Raw genomic sequence first — 17,525 nt, 5'->3', positions numbered from 1 at the left:
GGTCAGAGCGACACCGGCGGTGCGGACTGCGCCGCCCGCCTGTGTAACAGCGGCATCGAGCCGGGTTTCACTGCGCGGCTCGGCAGCTGGCTGCAAGCCCGCCACATTGCCGATATTTCCCTGCGGGGAAATGCTTCTTTCATTGCTGATCGGGTTCATCTTGCTGATCCCTTCTGATTGCGATGGCTTCCAACATGACCTTGGCGCTTGCCGCCAGATCAGCCAGCTGCGGGTCGCCGCCCGCCAGCAGGTGGGCCGAGTGGAAGCCACTCTCGGCCCCTGTCAAATCCCCCTGTTGCAACCGGCACTCGGCTGCATGAAACGGGAAACGGGGATCTTTCAAATCGAGCATGGCGCCGAAGCTGTAGCTCTGAACTGCCGTTTCGTACTCACCCATCGCCTGACGGCAGGCTCCGAGCCCGAGGAAATAACGCGGCTCGTAATGATCCAGCATGCAGAGGGCCTGAAAAATCTTGTGGGCCTCTTGCCACTTGCCGGCCTGGTACTGCCCGTATGCCAGCGCATAGAGCTGCTCCAGGGTATCGCCGGAGATATCCTTCAACATGGCGATGGTGCCGCCATCGGCGAGGAAGGACTCCAGTTCGGCTTCATACTCCGGGGCCAGGGTGGTATCGGTCTGCATGTGATCTCCTTAAATGGCGGCAAGAATGTCGCGCATGATGCTGTCGTATTTCTGGATAAAACGGTTGAGGGCTTCGATGGCCGAGTTATAGCGGGAGCTGACATCGTTGAGCCGGGTGGTCTTCTCGCTCACCTGATCGTTGAGCGGACGTGAGCGGTCACTCACGCTGGTGGCGAAGTTGCCCAGCTTGTTGTTGTCCTTGTCGTACTTGTACTCGTTCTCGACCCCTGTGATCGACCCACTCTGCTTCTTGTCACTCTCGAGAAACGTTTTGACCGACACATGGCCCGAGGCATCCTTTGGCATCTGATCCAGCAGCTTGAACTCGGGACCGGCACGAAACTTATCTTCGTTTTCATAGCCATAAAGCTTGTAATCCATCAGATTGAAATCTGTCTTGAAGGTCTGGCTGGATGAGGAAGAGAGCGCCTTGTTGATCTCTGACTGGATAACCCCGTAGATCTTCAGCTCGGCGGTGAGCGCCTTGAGCTCTTCGTTGATACCGGTACGCTTGTTGTTCTGGGTAAACATCACCCAGGTGAAGGCGTCGATGACCTCCTGATCGATACGATCATCGGTATAGCGACTGATCTGCGCCACGACATCGGGGAGCGCCACCGGTAGCACCAGCGTGTCGACTTGCTTGCTGACCTCATCGAGCACGTCATCGTTGCTCAGGTAGCGGGCAACCAGCCTCTCCAGTTGTGCCAGGGTCAGCCTGGTCGAGTCCTCCTTGCTGATGGAAACGTTGTCTTTCAGCTTGTCGACCAGTGCCCGCTGTTTTGCATTGAGGGTGCCTGACTCGCTGTTTAGCCACTGCTCAATCTGGATATGATTTTTGTTGCGGGTGTAATCAGAGATAATGCTCATCACGACTCCTTAAATCATCAGTCCACGCATCATGGTGGGACGCCGGCTCTTGCGGCTCTCCCCCTGCTGTTCCGGCAGCATCGCCTGCCTGCGGCGAAACTCCGCCAGCAACTCCTGTTCGGCCACGGCGACCTGTTCGCCGGGAGCATTGAACAACAGCTGGCAGGTCTGCTCCGAGAGAGCAAGGCCGGCCAGCATCTCCTGCAGCAGGGCATTGCGCTGCTCGCTGTCGGCGATGGCCTGTTCGGCTCGTTCGATGGCATCGCTATGGTGGGCAAAACGCGGTTGTTTCATCATGGCTCCTATTCTATGAGGCCCTTTTGGGCATGCCTGTCACGCAAGGCCGTCCTTTTGTCGTTTTCGCATCTCGCGCAGGGAGCAGACCTGCTCGGCCGCAAGAGCAAACCAGCCTGGTGCGGGTTCGCTGGCGCCGGTCCAGTGGCGATAGAAGCGCCCCAGCCGCTCAGCGCTAAGGGTGCTGCCACGAAACACATCGACGTTGCCATAGAGCTCGTAACCCGCACCCAACACCGCCAGCGTCGCCTCCGCCAGCAGGTAGAGCGCGGCAAAGGGGTTGGCAAGACCATCCCGCTCGCCCTCACGGCGTACCAGCAGGATCCAGACCCGGCGCGTGTCGCTATCGACCCGCCAGGCGAGAGAGATGTGGCGATAGTGCAGGGCATGGCCGAGCTGGATCGGGGTCACCCCCAGATGGTGAGGAGTCACTGTCACGCCGCGGGCCTGCAGCCAGGGGATAAGCGGATCGCCGCCGTTCACAGGCAGACCCTGCCAAGCGGCTGGATATTGATCTGCTGGGTCAGCTCCTGATAGGAGAGCACCGGCAGGGCGTGGTAATCCCCCTCGATGAGCTTGCGCACATAACGGCGGATATCCATGGAGACGATGAGCACCGGCTTGTTCTGCATCCGGGCCAGATCCCCCACGGTGTGACGCACCTGATCAAGGAAGCCCTGGGTCACGGCGGGGTCGAGGGCAAGATAGCTGCCGGCGCTGGTCTGGCGGATGCCGCCACGGATCTGCTCCTCCACCTGCTGATCGAGCAGATAGGCGGGCAGGATGTTGTTGCCGTTGGCGTACTTGTAGCAGATGTAGCGCTTGAGGCTGCTGCGGATGTACTCGGTGAGCTGCACCACATCCTTCTCCTTCTGGCCCCACTCCACCATGGCCTCGAGAATGGCGCGCATGTTGCGGATCGAGATATCCTCCCCCACCAGCCGCTGCAGGATCTCGGTCATCCGCTGCAGCGGAATGATGCGCTGCGCCTCCTTCACCAGCTCGCCATAGCTCCCCTCCATCTGCTCCAGCAGATAGCGGGTCTCCTGAATACCGATAAAGTCCTCGGCATATTCGCGCAGCACATGGGAGAGGTGCCAGGTCATCACCTGATCAGGGGTGAGGGCGGCAAGGCGCGAGGTGTCGAGCCGTGCCTGATGTTCGCTGGCCACCCAGAGCGTGGGCTGCCCCGGCAACAGCGGCGTCCCCTCCTCGTAGGCAAGTCCCAGCAGATCGAGCTGGGAGGCGCTCTCCTGCACCAGCAGATGACCCGGCCGCAGCTGACCGCGGGCCACCGGCACCTCCTGCAGCTGGATCAGGTATTCGCCCGCCCCCATCCCCTCGTTGAAACGTAGGTGAATACCCGGGAACGGCACTCCAAGATCGAGATAGAGGGCACGGCGCACTCGCACCAGCTCGTCGTTGAGGGCGATGGCCTCCAGCTCGGCCTGCAGGGCGGCATCCACATCGATCAGGAGAGGCACCGTCATGGCAAACTCCTCCTTTTCACCCAGCTTGCCGCGCGGTTTGCTGCCCGCCTTCGGCTTGCTGCGGGCGGCAGGGGCTCCCGCCCCCTGCGCCAGCATGGTGGGCAGATCCTGGCTCTGCTGACTCTGCGCCTTGCGCTGGCGCAGTCCGATAAAGTAGCCCCCCGCCGTGACGATGGCAGCCAGGGTAAAGAAGGTGACCATCGGGAAGCCCGGGATCAACCCAAACAGCACCAGCAACAGGCCGCCGATCAGCATCGCCTTGGGCTGGGCCACCACCTGGGCGCCGATATCGGAACCGAGATCGGAGGACTCTTCGGACGACACCCGGGTCACGATAATGCCCGCGGTGATGGCGATCAGCAGGGCCGGCACCTGGGAGACCATGCCATCCCCCACCGTCAGGATGGAATAGAGCTGCAGCGCATCGGCCGCCGACAACCCCTTCTGGGTCACCCCTATGGTGACCCCGCCGAGGATGTTGACGAAGATGATGATGAGACCCGCGATGGCGTCCCCCTTCACGAACTTCATGGCGCCATCCATGGAGCCGAACATCTGGCTCTCCTTCTCGATGACGCTGCGCCGCTCGCGCGCCTCGTTGACGTCGATCACCCCGGCGCGCATGTCGCCATCGATGCTCATCTGCTTGCCGGGCATGGCATCGAGAGAGAAGCGGGCACTTACCTCTGCCACCCGCTCCGAGCCCTTGGTGATCACCAGAAACTGGACGATGGTGATGATGAGGAAGATGACGATCCCCACCACTAGATTGCCCCCCACCACGAAGTTGCCGAAGGTGTAGACAATCTGGCCGGCATCAGCCTGCAGCAGGATCATCCGGGTGGTGCTCACCGAGAGGGCGAGCCGGAACAGGGTGGTGATGAGCAGCACCGCCGGGAAGGCGGAGAACTGCAGCGGCGAGTTGATATAGACCGCCATCATCAGCAGCACCACCGAGATGGTCATGTTGATGGCGATCAGGATATCCAAAGCCACCGGCGGCAGCGGCAACACCATCATGAAAACGATGGCCAGCAGCAGCACCGCCAGCATGATGTCCTTGCGCTCGCCAATCCGGCGCAGCAGCTCAAGAGAGCGTTGGTTCATTCTGCTCTTCCAGTTCGAGATATTGTTGATAGGCGAAACGGGCTTCATCCAGCCTGCCTGCCAGCTGGCAGGCGCGGCTGCGGCAGAGCCAGAGCGGGCCGTCAGCCTCCCCCTGTGCCATCAGCAGATCGGCATGACCGAGCGCCTCCTCGCCAAAACCCTGCCTGAGCAGGGCCACCAGCAGAGTGCGGCGGGCCGCCTGATTGGCGGGGTGCAGCTGCAGCAGCGCCACCAGCAGGGTGCAGGCACGGTCGGGGTGGCCATACTGCAGGTGCAGCCAGCCGGTGAGCAGCAGCGCATCCTGCTGCTGTGACGAGAGGATCATGGTCATACCTTGTGCAGCAGATGGAGGGTCATCTGCATTAGTTGTTCATCCCCGTGCTGCTGCTCGAGCAGTGCACTGGCTGCCTGCAACTCGGGGGTGGCGCCTTCGGCCAGCACGGCCCGCAGCCCCGCCATCACCTGCGCAAAATCGCGCGGGCGCAGCAGATCGTGAAAACCGCGATCCGGGGTGGCGAACTCATACAGGGTGCGCTCCGCCAGATTGGCGGGATAGAGCCTGCTGATGTGGGGTTCGATGGACTGGCCATCCGGCAGCAGGGCGTAGCGCCCCGGCAGGCTCTGCTCCTGCTCGTCGAGGCGGATGGCACTGAGCTGCTCAATCCCGATATGGGCCGCGGTGATCCGGCTCATGGCGCCACCACGTCCTGTTGCAGTCGGGTCAGGGTGCGTAGCGCCTGATGGAGCAGCGGCAGGGTTACGGCCCGCTCATCGAGGGTTACGAAGAGGATCAGCCGATCCTCCCCGAGCCAACCGCAGCGCACCGGCAGGGCGGGCGCCTGGGCGGCTGCGGTGAAACTCATGGCGCGGCGCATGGCCTCGCCACTCTGGTGCCACGGCAGCGTACGGGCCAGCCAGAGGGTCAGTTGCCCCTGATGGCGCTCCAGTTGCAAGGTTCCGCTCTGCTCCAGCTCAAGCTGGAGCAGGTAGTGGGGGTTATCCCCGATGGTGATGCCCAGATCCTGGCAAAACTGCACCAGCTGGGGTTCAATCCAGTTCATGACGACTCTCCGGACAACTCATCCTCTTCCCGTTCGATGGCGTTATCGAGCGCCCCCTGACAGCAATGCAGCAGGTTCTGGCGCTGATCCTCCTCACTGAACAGCTCCACCGGCAGCAGGCGGATCAGCCGCTTGAGCTCCTGATAGAGCTGCACCTGCTGATGTGTTTGCGTCAGCTCCAGAGCGACACCGATCTGCTCCACGTCGTGCACCGAAGACCAGCGCTTCTCTACCAGCGCAATGAGATCGCCCATCAGATCAGAAGGCCCGTATGCCATGGGCCGCCCCCTCCTTCACCCGCAGCCACAACTCGTCAACTTGCGCCGAGAGGGTGTTGAGCAACCGCAGCTTGTGCATATCGCTCATTACCCGCTCCAGCTTGACCGGGTCGAGCCAGCGTTGCTGACTGTCGAGATCGGCGCTTAAGGCCTTCATCATGAAGCCGGTCACCTTCTCCAGCGCACCGTTGCCAAAACGGCTATGAATATCGCGCCAGGCGGTGGAGAGAGCCCGATAGTCCTGCACCGCATCGCGATAGAGATCCCGCAGATCCTGCACATGGCCGAGCCCCTCACGGGCAGCCTCCTGCGCCGGGCCGGTAATGCGGGCGCCCAGCACGATGGCGCTGCCCTGCTCGTCGGCCAGTTTGGCCAGCGCCTGTTCAACAAGTGCCAACGTACCCCGCATTTCGGGGCGACCAGCGAGGGCCTTGCGTGCCTGGGTAAGCGCCTCGAACTGCTCGCTCACCTCCCCCGAGTAGCTCTCGAGGTAGGCCAGCAGCTGGGAGAGGTTGGCCAGCCGGCCGCTGCCGAGGTGGCTGATCATCTCCTTGATCTTCTGCTGGCGCTCGAGCTCCGGCACCTTGTCGAGGTAGTCTCCCACCAGCGCCTCTATCTCGCTGATACGGGCCTGACTGTCGCTCAGCTTGCGCTTGGCAAGGGAGAGCTCGGATCGCTCGGAAAAGACAAAGGTGAGCTCTTCTGCCATGTCGCCCAACGACTGGGTCGCGCTGGCCAGCACGACCTGCTCCCCCTGAAACTGTCCTCCCTGCAGGGGCACCTGACGGGGGGCATTCTCGGCGCCACGGGCTTCAGGTTGAGCGGTGGGGAGATAGGGATTGCTCTGGATAGTGGCCATGGCGGCTCCCGTAATGAGTGGATTGACGAGGATGGCATTATAAAAATCGCCCTCGGACGCCTATGCCAAAATCGGTCGTGAATTTTTAGCCGGCTCGCAACGCTTTTCTAAAAAGTCCCGACTCGCGCTGAAATCCCCGCGCGCGCCTATCGCCTATAGTGGCCACCGTTTTTAATGGTGCAGATCTCCCGATGTCCCTCTCCCTCGACCACATTCCCGGCCAGCTGCGTCACGCCATCGACGAGTGCCGCCTGATCCAGATCCGTGGCCGGGTCACCCAGGTGACCGGCACCCTGCTCAAGGCGGTGGTCCCCGGCGTGCGCATCGGCGAGCTCTGCCATCTGCGCAACCCCGACAACACCCTCTCCCTGCAGGCGGAGGTGATCGGCTTTGCCCAGCATCAGGCGCTGCTCACCCCATTGGGGGAGATGTTCGGCATCTCCTCCAACACCGAGGTGAGCCCGACCGGTGCCATGCATCAGGTCGGGGTCGGCGAGCACCTGCTCGGTCAGGTGCTCGATGGCCTTGGCAACCCCTTTGGCGGCGGCCAGCAACAGGAGCCAGCGGCCTGGTATCCGGTCTATCGCGATGCCCCCGCCCCCATGAGTCGCAAGCGGATTGAGCAGCCCATTTCGCTGGGCATTCGCGCCATCGACGGTCTGCTCACCTGCGGCGAGGGGCAACGGATGGGGATCTTCGCGGCCGCGGGGGGCGGCAAGAGCACTCTGCTGGCGTCGCTTATTCGCAGCGCCGAGGTGGATGTCACCGTGCTGGCGCTGATCGGCGAGCGGGGCCGCGAGGTGCGCGAATTTATCGAAGCAGATCTGGGGGAAGAGGGGCTCAAGAAAGCGGTGCTGGTGGTGGCCACCTCGGATCGCCCCGCCATGGAGCGCGCCAAGGCGGGCTTTGTCGCCACCTCCATCGCCGAATATTTCCGGGATCAGGGCAAGCGGGTATTGCTGTTGATGGATTCCGTCACCCGCTTTGCCCGTGCCCAGCGCGAGATTGGTCTGGCTGCCGGTGAACCGCCGACCCGACGGGGCTATCCGCCCTCGGTGTTTGCCGCCCTACCCCGCCTGATGGAGCGGGCCGGTCAGTCGGACAAGGGCTCCATCACCGCCCTCTATACCGTGCTGGTGGAGGGGGATGACATGACCGAGCCGGTAGCCGACGAGACCCGCTCGATCCTCGATGGCCACATCATCCTCTCGCGCAAGCTGGCGGCGGCCAACCACTACCCGGCCATCGACGTGCTGCGCTCTGCCAGTCGGGTGATGAACCAGATCATCGCGCCTGACCATCAGGCGCAGGCAGGTCGCCTGCGCAGCTGGCTGGCCAAATACGAAGAAGTCGAACTGCTGCTGCAGATCGGCGAATACCAGAAAGGGCAGGACAGGGTAGCCGACGAGGCGATCGCCCGTATCGAGACCATTCGCCAGTGGCTGAAACAAGGCACCCATGAGCCGAGTTCACTGCCCGAGGCGCTCACCACTCTGGAGGCGCTGACCCGATGATTGGCCGCCTGCAACGGATCAAAGACCTGCGACTGGAGCGAGCCGATCAGCAACTCACCGCTCAACAGGCCCGACTGCAACTCGCCCGCATCCGCCAGCGCGAAGCGGAGCAGGAGAGCCTCGACTACCGCCAGTGGCGGCAGGCCGAAGAAGATCGACTATTCGCCATCTGTCAGGCGGAGCAACTCGATCGCAAGGAGCTCAAGGCGTGGCAACAACAGGTCGCGCTGCTGCGAGAGAAGGAGGCTCACCTTGAGCAACTGGCCGCCGAACAGGGCGAGCGCGTTGCCGAAGAGCGCATTCGCTTGCAAGAACGCCAACAGGCGGTACACCGCGCCCGCCAGCAGCAACAGAAATTTGCCGAACTACACCGTCAGGAGCTGGCCTCACAGCAAGCCCTGCGCGACTACAACGAAGAGCAGGAACAGGAAGAGTTCCGCCAGCAGATCAGGATGTAACCAGAGATGAACCGACTCACTGCCCCCCGCGCAGAACCCCGGGTTGCTGACGAACAGCAAGGCTTGCCGCGCGAACCGCTCAAGGCGGATCTGGCGCAGCAGCAGCAGCGCTTCGAGCAGGCCCTGCGCCTCGAGTCCGCACAACAGAAGAGAGCGCGGGACCACAAAGCGCTGCCCGGCAACCCCATCGGCAAACGGGATGAGCAGCGCCGGGCAAAGCAGGATGCCCCCCTTGCCAACAACAAAGTGGCAGACAAGGAGAAGGAACTGGCGGAGAGAAGGCTGACACGCCCGGCCCCGCGCAGCAAAGCCCAGCATGACAAGCCGGAGGGAAACGATCGGCAGGAATCGCAGACGCTCCCCGTGACCTTGCCGCAGATACGTGAGGGCATGCAGGCCCCCACTGCGCAGCAGGATCACGAACAGCAAACGGCCACCGAGCACGCCTCACATGACAAAGATGGTGAGCTCATATTTGCCCTCCCCACTTCTTCCCTGTCGACTTCCATGGCGTCAGACGGTGAGCTTACCGGGCAGGATCAGAATGCCATGCAAGAAAGCGGCGAGCTGGCCGCCCGGTTTGAGGTGGGGGAACGGCTGCAAACAGCAGACGAGCCTACCGAACAAAGACCTGCGACCAGCGAGGAGGAGTTGCTTGCGCAAGAGAGCTTTGCCAGCTCGGCCATCCGGGTTCCACCTCTCAGTGCAACTCCGGGGGATCTGTTGCTGGCACGGGTTGCCCCCCGCGTCGATCATCACGAGCTGGGTCAACTACTCAGCCGACTGGCGGTGGATATTCACCTTGAGCTGGGTCGCCCGGAGCGCCCCCCCATGCTCCAGCTTACCCTGCCGGCGCTCGGGGAGCTTGCCATCCGCATCGAGCGCCATCAGGGCTCGCTACAGGTGGAGATGCTGGCCAGCGAACAGGGTTCCCATCTGCTCAATCAGGGACGCGGCGAGCTGATCGACCGCCTGCAACGGCTCTACCCCGGCGAGCGGGTCGCCTTTGACCTCTTTACCCGGGGCGACAGCGAACAGGGGTCGCGCCAGAAACGATCCATCTATGACGAGTGGGATGCCGACGCATGACATCGATAGCCTTTCCCTCTGCCTCGGCGGCGGAGCTGACCCTGCAGCAGCGGCTCAGCCAGTGCCGCCACCACTATGGCTGGAGTGGCGGCGAACTGACGCTCGCCATCGCGCCGCTGCCGGCATCCCTCGACTGCCGGCTGCAACTGCAGTGGCAGGGGCTCTCCCTGCCGCTGTTCTGCCATGGCGCCGAACTGGCTCGCTGGCTTGCGCCAGACCTGCAACAGGCAGCCCTGTTCAGCCTGCCCGAATCGCTGCAACTGGCACTGATCGAGCGCCTCGGGCAACCCCTTGGCGGCCTCAGCTGCTCGGCGCTGATACCGAACGCCACCTGCGAAGCGGCTGGTGACGCCGCGTTGCAACTGCAGCTCAAGCGGGAGGATACAACCCTCGCCCTCTGGCTGGCCGAGCCAGGGCCACTGCTTGGCAAGTTGCCTGCGCGACCCAGCCAGCAACGCCTGGTGCTGCCTCTCACCCTCTCCTTGCAGTGGGGGGCGATGGGCGTTGCCATCAGCGAGCTGGAGACACTGTGCTGCGGCGATGTCTTGCTGCCACCGCCGAGCACCTTGCTCGGCCAGCAGCTGCTGGTCTGCATCGAGGGACGCCCCTATGCCTACTGCCAACCCCATCAACAACATCTGGAACTGACCGCCATGCACAACGCCGCCCCCGATGATGCCCTCGACGCCACCTTGCTTGAGCACCTGCCGGTGCAGGTCACCTTTGAAGTGGGCCGTCAGACCCTGGACTGGCATACCCTCACCACCCTGCAACCGGGCTCACTCATCGATCTCGGCGCCCCCATCGATGGTGAGGTGCGGATCATCAGCAACGGCCATCTGCTCGGCAACGGTCGGCTGGTGGAAATTCAGGGGCGACTCGGGGTGCGGGTCGAGAGCCTCAAGAGCGAGTCGCCGTCATGATCCAGCTGCCGGACGAGCTAAACCTTATCGTCGGGCTGGCGCTGCTGGCCCTGCTCCCCTTTATCGCCGTGATGGCCACCTCCTTCGTCAAGCTGGCGGTGGTCTTCTCGCTGCTGCGCAACGCCCTCGGAGTGCAGCAGATCCCCCCCAACATGGCGATGTACGGGCTGGCCATCATCCTCAGCATCTATGTGATGGCACCGGTCGGCTTTGCCACCCAGGATTACCTGCGCCAGAACGAGGTGTCGCTGGCCAAATCCGAATCGGTGGAGAAGTTTCTCGACGAGGGGATGGCCCCCTACCGCGCCTTTCTGAAAAAGCAGATCAAGCCGCGGGAGCACGCCTTCTTCATCGACAGCACCAAGCAGCTCTGGCCCAGCGAATATGCCGACCGGCTGGAGCCCGACAGCCTGCTGATCCTGCTGCCTGCCTTTACCGTGAGCGAGCTGAGCCGCGCCTTCGAGATCGGGTTTCTCATCTATCTGCCCTTTATCGCCATCGACCTCATCATCTCCAACATTCTGCTGGCGATGGGGATGATGATGGTCTCCCCCATGACCATCTCGCTCCCCTTCAAGCTGCTGCTGTTCGTGCTGCTCGATGGCTGGGCCCGCCTCACCCACGGGCTGGTCACCAGTTACGGAGGCTAGGATGAGTCACGCCGATATTCTCCACTTCACCAGCCAGACCCTCTGGCTGGTGCTGATCCTCTCGATGCCGCCGGTACTGGTGGCCGCACTGGTGGGCACCCTTGTCTCTTTGCTGCAGGCACTGACCCAGATCCAGGAGCAGACGCTGGGCTTTGTCGCCAAGCTCATCGCCGTGGTGATCACCCTGTTTGCCACCACCGCCTGGCTTGGCAACGAGCTCTACAGCTTTGCCGACATGGTGCTGCTCAAGGTGCCGCAGATCCAATGACCCTCGAGAGCCTGCAGGGCCAGATGCTGGCCTACACCCTGCTGCTGCCGCGCTTTATCAGCTGCTTTGTCATGCTGCCGGTGCTGAGCAAGCAGATGCTGGGGGGGGCGATGATCCGCAACGGCGTGGTCTGCTCGCTGGCGCTGTTCGCCTACCCCATGGTGGCCGACACCCTGCCCCCCGCCATCGATGCCCTCGATCTGGCGCTGCTGGTGGCCAAGGAGGTGCTGCTCGGCCTGCTGATCGGCTTTGTCGCCGCTATCCCCTTCTGGGCCGTCGAGGCAAGCGGCTTTCTGGTGGATAACCAGCGCGGCGCGGCCATGGCGTCGCTGTTCAACCCGAGCCTCGCCAGCCAGACCAGCCCCACCGGTCTGCTGCTGACCCAAACCCTGATCACCCTCTTCTTTTCCGGCGGCGCCTTTCTCGCCCTGCTCTCGGCCCTGTTCCAGAGTTATGCCAGCTGGCCGGTGACCCGTTTTTTTCCCGCTATCGGAGATCTCTGGGTGAACTTTTTCTACAGCCAGTTCAGCCAGATGCTGCTGCTCTGCGCCCTGCTGGCGGCACCACTGCTGATCGCCATGTTTCTGGCAGAGTTCGGGCTGGCCCTCATCAGCCGCTTCGCCCCCTCCCTCAACGTCTTCGTGCTGGCGATGCCGATAAAAAGTGCCGTCGCCAGCCTGCTGCTGGTCATCTACATCAAGCTGATGATGGATCACGCCTACCGCCAGGTGCTGGCGGTGATGGATCCGCTGCAACTGCTGGCCCCCATTCTGGAGGCGCGATGAGCGGCGAAAAGACCGAACAGCCCACCCCCAAAAAATTGCGCGATGCCCGCAAGAAGGGGCAGGTGGTCAAGAGCAAGGAGGTGGTCTCCACCGCCATCATCCTCAGTCTGGTGGGCATGCTGATGGCGATGTCCGACTACTACCTCGAACATCTGGGCAAGCTGATGCTGATCCCGGAATCCCACCTCAACCTCCCCTTTGCCCAGGCGCTCAACCATGTGGTGGAGAACCTGATGCAGGAGATGGCCTACCTCTGCATCCCGATCCTGGCGGTCTCGGCGCTGGTGGTGCTCGCCTCCCATATCGCCCAGTACGGTTTTCTGCTGAGCGGCGAGTCGATCAAGCCCGACATCAAGCATGTCAATCCGGTGGAGGGGGCCAAGAAGATATTCTCCATCAAGAGCCTGATGGAGTTCGTCAAATCCCTGCTCAAGGTGAGTCTCCTGAGCCTATTGGTGTGGGTCACCATAAAGGGCAATCTGCAGGCGATGCTCCAGTTGCCCGGCTGCGGCATGAGCTGCATCACTCCGGTACTGGGGGGCATGCTGGGCCAGCTGATGGCGGTCTGCGCCATGGGTTTTGTGGTGATCGCCATCGCCGACTACGCCTTCGAGCACTACCAGCACATCAAGCAGCTCAAGATGAGTAAGGACGAGGTGAAGCGGGAGTACAAGGAGATGGAGGGGAGCCCGGAGATCAAGAGCAAGCGCCGCCAGTTCCATCAGGAGTTGCAGTCGAGCAACATGCGCGCCGACGTCAAGCGCTCCTCGGTCATCGTCGCCAACCCGACCCATATCGCCATCGGCATTCGCTACGAGCGGGGAGAAACGCCACTGCCGCTGGTCACCCTGAAGTTCACCGATGCCCAGGCGCTGCTGGTGCGCAAGATTGCCGAGGAGGAGGGTATTCCGGTGCTGCAGCGCATCCCGCTGGCCCGCGCCCTCTATCGCGATGCGCTGATCAACAACTACATCCCCGCCGACCAGATCGAGGCGACCGCCGAGGTACTGCGCTGGCTGGAGCAGTGGCGCCAGAGCGAAGGGCCGCAGTGGTAACCGCTTGCGGGTGAGCACCAGAGCGCATCACCTAAAAAACCGCGACCCGGGTTAATATCCGGCCGATCCCTCTTTTTGCGATCCTGCGCATCACAATCATCAACCCAGAGATGTGCATGGATCTCGATACTCTACTGACCCGGCTTGCCCGACAGCTCGATGCCGACCAGCTCAATCAGCTCTCTGCCGACGAGTGGCTGCTGCTTGCCACGGATGGCCTCGCCTTGCAAATCACCCGGATCGACACCGGCATGGTGCTGGCTTGCCGCCCCGATGACCGGGAGCTGGATCCCCGCTGGATGCCACTACTGCTCAGCTATAACGGCCTGCTGACCACCACGGGAGGCATCGTCATGGGGCTGACCGACAACCAGCGCCTGCTGATGCAGTTACCGGTCGCCATCGCAGATGACGATGCACTGGCCAGCGTGACCCTCAACTTCCTGCAACTGGTACGGGAGTGGCAGTTGCGACTGCTTGCGCCGTGCCAACCAACTCTGCCCGAACCCGACTCTCTTAATATGCTGTCTGCCATCAAGGGATAACTCATGAATACCACTTCAGCGACCTCATTGACGTCACTCTATCGTGACCTCCACTTATCCTCCGCCGGCAGCCAGCAGGAGCTGCGTGCCAGCAATGGCAACCTCTACCTCAAGGAGGGCAAGGGGCTGGTCTCCGTCGAGAGCCATCGGCTGGCTCACCGGGACGCCGCCATTGCTCAGGTGATCACCGCCATGAGCCGGGAATATGGCATGAGTACGGAAGAGGCTGGTAGCCTGCTGCGTAGCGTACAGGCAAATAGCGGCAAAGTGACGGTGGCGGATGTGCGTCAGCTGCACAACGAACTCACCCTCGGGGCCCGGCACCAGAGCGAACGCTCGCAAGAGCTGCAACAGGTCGCCGACCTGCGCAAACAGCAGCTCGTCTCAGCCACCCGCGCTCAGGGGCTCGCCCCCGATATTCGCATCCATGAGCAGTTGCGTAGCGCCATCACCCGGCAACATGGCGAGCAAACGCTCGCCCTGCTCGACGAGAAGCTCCCCTCTTTCATGCACAGCAAGGGGATGCTGACTCCGCGCCATATCGAGACCATCGGCCAACTGCTCAACTCCGGCGAAGTGGCCCGCTTCCAGCAAGCCATCACCATGGTCACACTCAACGCCAAGAGCCCGGTCGACAGTCAGGCGGCCCGGGCCGTTGCCATCGAATTGGCCAAGCTGCCCATGAACCTGCTCAAGCAGGCCGATGCAGAAGGGCTGACGATCCGGGTCACCCATGACAATGTGACCACCTACCACACCCATCTGGCCGGAACGAGCGCCCGTGGTCATGGTGGTGGCGGGTGGGACAAGCTGCCGGGCGTCGGTGCCTTCGGCGGCAGCAAAGAGACTGTTATAGCCATGGAGCAGGACCGCTCTGGCAAATGGCAAGTGGGTAGCCATCACGGCTCGGCCAATCTGGTGTTGCACGAATTTGGCCACTCCATCGATCGTCTGGTAGGTGCCAGCACCACAGGTGCCAACCTGAGTCAGGACAGCTCCTTCTATGCGGCCTGGTACAACGACTATCACAAGCTGGGGGATGCCTACTTTCAGCAGGCGGGCCCAAAAGGGAACTACGAACCGGGACTGGAGGAGAGCTTTGCCGAAGGTCTGGCACGTCTTTATGGCGACAACAATGCCTTCGCTCACTGGAGCCATATCGAGGCACAACTGTTGACGCTCTGACAGGATTCCCCTGTCCAACAGACCCGCCAAAAGAACGGGGCCATCATTGATGGCCCCGTTGTTGTCATCTGCTTGATGACCCCCCGTCAACCACTGCAAGGTTGTCGATTGCGGCCCATTTACGTACTATTGCCAGCCATTGTGCTTCAGGCTTCTTGGCTCGTGATTCAAGGAGTTGTCACTCGGCAGATAGTGGATACCGCCTCTTATGAAGATCTTGAAATACTGTTCGGCACTGGCACTCACGCTTGCTGCTTTTCCTTCGGTTGCCTCATTCGACCAAGACGGGTGCAGTTTTTGGCTGACAGACTGTCCATTGCCTGCTTATCCGCTTTTCCTTTCCGAAAATGACACCAAGAGCAACTTGCTGATGCTGCTGGCTGACAAGAAGCGACTCTCCCTTCCCTTTATGCTTCCGGCCGACCCGGCCAACGAACGCGATATGGAGCTCTTCTCTCTGCAACGCCTGCCACTTCCAGACGAGATGGAAAGCCCGGAACTGCGTGAACAGCTGGTTAGTCGGCTCACCGCCCATGACGCCTCGCTCCCGGCTTTGCTGGAACACTATGCTGGTCGTGATGCTCTTTACGGCCGAGCCATTTCCAACTCGCTGCAATCTGTCAGTCAATTTCTTGATGCCCTTGAGCAGAGTGACCTGTCATCTACCGAACGCACGCTTCTGCTCAAAACCCGCTTACAGCTCCTTGGCCAACAGGAAGATAGCCCCTGGCCTTCCGAAGTCGCAATGAGCGAGTCAGCCAAAGAGTGGCAGGCTTATCTGGATGCGGCACGCCACTTCTACCAAGGTCATTTCTCCGAGGCATTGACCGGCTTTATGGCTCTGCAAGGGGCAAAAGCGCAGTGGGTTGCCGAAACCGCAAGCTATATGGTGATGCGAGCACACCTTAATGCAGCGGTGAAAGATGCACAGAGCGAGTATGGTGATACCGATTTCACCAAGAGTGATAAAGAAGCGCTGAAACAGGCCATGACGCAGGGGCAGGCGTATCTGGCCGCCTATCCGCAAGGACGTTACGTCAGCTCGACCAAGGGGATGTTCAGACGCATCAACTGGATGGCGGGTGATCAGGCTTCATTACGCGATACCTATAGTGAAGCGATAGCCGCTGACCACTCCCTGCCGGAACTTGAGGCGCTGGTTAACGAAATAGATCTCTCTTTGCTGAGCGCTGACGCCTATCGAAATGAACTCGCCTACGAGGATAAAACTCAGCCTGAGCTGCTGTTTATCAATGCACTGCGTGGCCTCAGAACTGGCTATGACCAGAAACGCAACTGGAGTAACGAGCAGCTCGATGACGCCATCAAACAGCTGCAAGAGATGGGTAAAACGGAAGAGGCCACCTATCTGCAAGCTTATCGATTGCTGCAGAACCAACAGTTTGACGCTGTGCTGGCGCTGTTACCCAAAACAGAAGGACAAAACGCATCAACCCTGGCGTTCAGCCGCCAGTTGCTGCGCATCTGGGCGCAGCAAGGAATGAAGGCTTTTGACCAGGCAGAGCACGCCCTGATGACGCTGGTAACGGCACCTCTCACTCAAGCCCAACAGGCATTTGTGGAGAACATGCTGGCTGATCAGTGGGTGCGTACCGGCAATACTGCGGCCATTTTCAACCAAGAGAGCCCTGTCACTCAGTTGCGGATCCGCACCATAGTGTTAAAACAGTCGGCAGATCCGGACTTGCTTCGTCAGCAGGCCCGGCAGGCCACAAGCGCCTTGGAAAGACAAATCGCCCTGCATACCCTGCTGGTGAGAGACCTGATTGCAGGGGATTACGCAACATTCCTGAAAGACGTGACACTTATTCCGGCCGACTACAAGGAGGCTACCCCACCCAAGGATGAGCCGTGGCAACCGGTACCCAACGGAGATGTGCCCCTGTCAGCATTCAAGTGGGGAGGTGAAGGCACACCGCAGGACTATTACTGCCGTGATTTGGCCTCCACTCTCGGCACACTGCTGCAACGCCCCGGAGATGGACATGCACTCAACTGCCTGGGTGAATATCTGCGCAACAAGGATCCCGAGATCAATTTGTGGCAAGGAAAAGAGATGGTTTGGGGATTGCCAAAACCTGAGTCAGCCACCGCGCCAAGCAGGCTCAAGCTATATCAGGCAGTCATGGCCAACCCTAAAGCAGAGCCCGAAGACAAGAGTTATGCCCTTTACAGAGCCATCAACTGCTACGCACCATCAGGCAACAACGGGTGTGACGCTCAGGAGATCCCCAAGAGCATGCGGCAAGCCTGGTTCAACACGCTCAAGCAGCGTTATGGCAACTCGGTATGGGCCAAATCACTCAAATACTACTGGTAAACCATGCCGCAACCCCTCGGGCCTAGCCTGCTAATTCTGTTATCGACACTTGCTGCGCCACTTAAGGCAAGTGTCGATGCCAGCAGCTATCACGCATTCTGGCTCTGGTC

General features: G+C 61.3%; 21 protein-coding genes. 11 read left to right on the top strand and 10 right to left on the bottom strand.

Annotation, left to right across the window (positions count from 1 at the left end; genetic code table 11):
- Positions 1-139: 139 nt before the first annotated feature.
- Genes AACS24_RS15450 through sctW form a run of 10 tightly spaced genes read right to left on the bottom strand, consistent with a single transcriptional unit; the run spans position 140 to position 6,602 of the window.
- Positions 140-643, bottom strand: coding sequence for a SycD/LcrH family type III secretion system chaperone (locus AACS24_RS15450; RefSeq protein WP_108571211.1), 504 nt, complete (start codon positions 641-643; stop codon positions 140-142).
- Between the two features lie 9 nt (positions 644-652).
- Positions 653-1,513: a virulence-associated V antigen gene (locus AACS24_RS15445; protein WP_108571210.1), complete on the bottom strand. Its 861-nt coding sequence runs from the start codon at positions 1,511-1,513 to the stop codon at positions 653-655.
- 9 nt (positions 1,514-1,522) lie between these two features.
- The gene (locus tag AACS24_RS15440) at positions 1,523-1,810 is read right to left on the bottom strand and encodes a type III secretion protein (protein ID WP_274518910.1); all 288 of its coding nucleotides are present in this window, start codon (positions 1,808-1,810) and stop codon (positions 1,523-1,525) included.
- Positions 1,811-1,846: 36 nt separating this feature from the next.
- On the bottom strand, positions 1,847-2,290 hold the full coding sequence (locus tag AACS24_RS15435; RefSeq protein ID WP_108571209.1) for an LcrR family type III secretion system chaperone: 444 nt from the start codon (positions 2,288-2,290) through the stop codon (positions 1,847-1,849).
- Positions 2,287-4,452, bottom strand: a complete 2,166-nt coding sequence (gene ascV, locus AACS24_RS15430) for a SctV family type III secretion system export apparatus subunit AscV (protein ID WP_308810136.1) — start codon at positions 4,450-4,452, stop codon at positions 2,287-2,289. The genes AACS24_RS15435 and ascV overlap by 4 nt, the downstream gene beginning before the upstream one ends.
- Positions 4,385-4,729 carry a type III secretion system chaperone AscY gene (gene ascY, locus AACS24_RS15425; RefSeq protein ID WP_108571207.1) on the bottom strand — a complete coding sequence of 115 codons (345 nt, stop codon included), beginning with the start codon at positions 4,727-4,729 and terminating at the stop codon, positions 4,385-4,387. Before ascY ends, ascV begins: the two co-directional genes overlap by 68 nt.
- A 2-nt stretch (positions 4,730-4,731) precedes the next feature.
- A complete protein-coding gene (ascX, locus tag AACS24_RS15420) occupies positions 4,732-5,097 on the bottom strand; it encodes a type III secretion system protein AscX (protein WP_108571206.1) in 366 nt (121 codons plus the stop codon).
- Positions 5,094-5,465 (bottom strand): SycN family type III secretion system chaperone Acr2, encoded by a 372-nt coding sequence (gene acr2, locus AACS24_RS15415; RefSeq protein ID WP_108571205.1) that lies wholly within the window; start codon positions 5,463-5,465, stop codon positions 5,094-5,096. Before acr2 ends, ascX begins: the two co-directional genes overlap by 4 nt.
- The gene (locus AACS24_RS15410; RefSeq protein ID WP_108571204.1) at positions 5,462-5,743 is read right to left on the bottom strand and encodes a TyeA family type III secretion system gatekeeper subunit; all 282 of its coding nucleotides are present in this window, start codon (positions 5,741-5,743) and stop codon (positions 5,462-5,464) included. The genes acr2 and AACS24_RS15410 overlap by 4 nt, the downstream gene beginning before the upstream one ends.
- Positions 5,724-6,602: a type III secretion system gatekeeper subunit SctW gene (sctW, locus tag AACS24_RS15405; RefSeq protein WP_043850403.1), complete on the bottom strand. Its 879-nt coding sequence runs from the start codon at positions 6,600-6,602 to the stop codon at positions 5,724-5,726. The genes AACS24_RS15410 and sctW overlap by 20 nt, the downstream gene beginning before the upstream one ends.
- A gap of 191 nt (positions 6,603-6,793) precedes the next feature.
- Between sctW and ascN the strand changes: the two genes are divergently transcribed.
- The 11 genes from ascN to AACS24_RS15350 all read left to right on the top strand — a co-directional run bounded on the left by ascN (position 6,794) and on the right by AACS24_RS15350 (position 17,415).
- Complete coding sequence (gene ascN, locus AACS24_RS15400; protein WP_108571203.1) at positions 6,794-8,116, top strand: SctN family type III secretion system ATPase AscN; 1,323 nt, start codon at positions 6,794-6,796, stop codon at positions 8,114-8,116.
- Positions 8,113-8,574: a type III secretion protein gene (locus AACS24_RS15395; RefSeq protein ID WP_108571202.1), complete on the top strand. Its 462-nt coding sequence runs from the start codon at positions 8,113-8,115 to the stop codon at positions 8,572-8,574. Before ascN ends, AACS24_RS15395 begins: the two co-directional genes overlap by 4 nt.
- 6 nt (positions 8,575-8,580) lie before the next feature.
- The gene (locus AACS24_RS15390; protein ID WP_108571201.1) at positions 8,581-9,663 is read left to right on the top strand and encodes a type III secretion system needle length determinant; all 1,083 of its coding nucleotides are present in this window, start codon (positions 8,581-8,583) and stop codon (positions 9,661-9,663) included.
- Complete coding sequence (gene sctQ, locus AACS24_RS15385; RefSeq protein WP_108571200.1) at positions 9,660-10,586, top strand: type III secretion system cytoplasmic ring protein SctQ; 927 nt, start codon at positions 9,660-9,662, stop codon at positions 10,584-10,586. Before AACS24_RS15390 ends, sctQ begins: the two co-directional genes overlap by 4 nt.
- Positions 10,583-11,236, top strand: a complete 654-nt coding sequence (ascR, locus tag AACS24_RS15380) for a SctR family type III secretion system export apparatus subunit AscR (RefSeq protein ID WP_029302711.1) — start codon at positions 10,583-10,585, stop codon at positions 11,234-11,236. The genes sctQ and ascR overlap by 4 nt, the downstream gene beginning before the upstream one ends.
- Position 11,237: 1 nt before the next feature.
- On the top strand, positions 11,238-11,504 hold the full coding sequence (gene ascS / locus AACS24_RS15375; protein ID WP_033113185.1) for a SctS family type III secretion system export apparatus subunit AscS: 267 nt from the start codon (positions 11,238-11,240) through the stop codon (positions 11,502-11,504).
- Positions 11,501-12,289, top strand: coding sequence for a type III secretion system export apparatus subunit SctT (gene sctT / locus AACS24_RS15370; RefSeq protein ID WP_108571199.1), 789 nt, complete (start codon positions 11,501-11,503; stop codon positions 12,287-12,289). Before ascS ends, sctT begins: the two co-directional genes overlap by 4 nt.
- Positions 12,286-13,344 carry a SctU family type III secretion system export apparatus subunit AscU gene (ascU, locus tag AACS24_RS15365; RefSeq protein ID WP_108571198.1) on the top strand — a complete coding sequence of 353 codons (1,059 nt, stop codon included), beginning with the start codon at positions 12,286-12,288 and terminating at the stop codon, positions 13,342-13,344. The genes sctT and ascU overlap by 4 nt, the downstream gene beginning before the upstream one ends.
- Positions 13,345-13,460: 116 nt before the next feature.
- The gene (locus tag AACS24_RS15360; RefSeq protein ID WP_181364196.1) at positions 13,461-13,889 is read left to right on the top strand and encodes a type III secretion system chaperone; all 429 of its coding nucleotides are present in this window, start codon (positions 13,461-13,463) and stop codon (positions 13,887-13,889) included.
- Between the two features lie 3 nt (positions 13,890-13,892).
- Positions 13,893-15,074 carry an anthrax toxin lethal factor-related metalloendopeptidase gene (locus AACS24_RS15355; protein WP_108571196.1) on the top strand — a complete coding sequence of 394 codons (1,182 nt, stop codon included), beginning with the start codon at positions 13,893-13,895 and terminating at the stop codon, positions 15,072-15,074.
- A 208-nt stretch (positions 15,075-15,282) separates the two neighbouring features.
- Positions 15,283-17,415: a hypothetical protein gene (locus AACS24_RS15350; RefSeq protein ID WP_146181422.1), complete on the top strand. Its 2,133-nt coding sequence runs from the start codon at positions 15,283-15,285 to the stop codon at positions 17,413-17,415.
- Positions 17,416-17,525: the final 110 nt, after the last annotated feature.

Source organism: Aeromonas sp. HMWF016, assembly GCF_963878195.1.
Lineage (GTDB): Bacteria > Pseudomonadota > Gammaproteobacteria > Enterobacterales > Aeromonadaceae > Aeromonas > Aeromonas lacus.
This window is presented reverse-complemented; position numbering and strand designations above follow the sequence as displayed.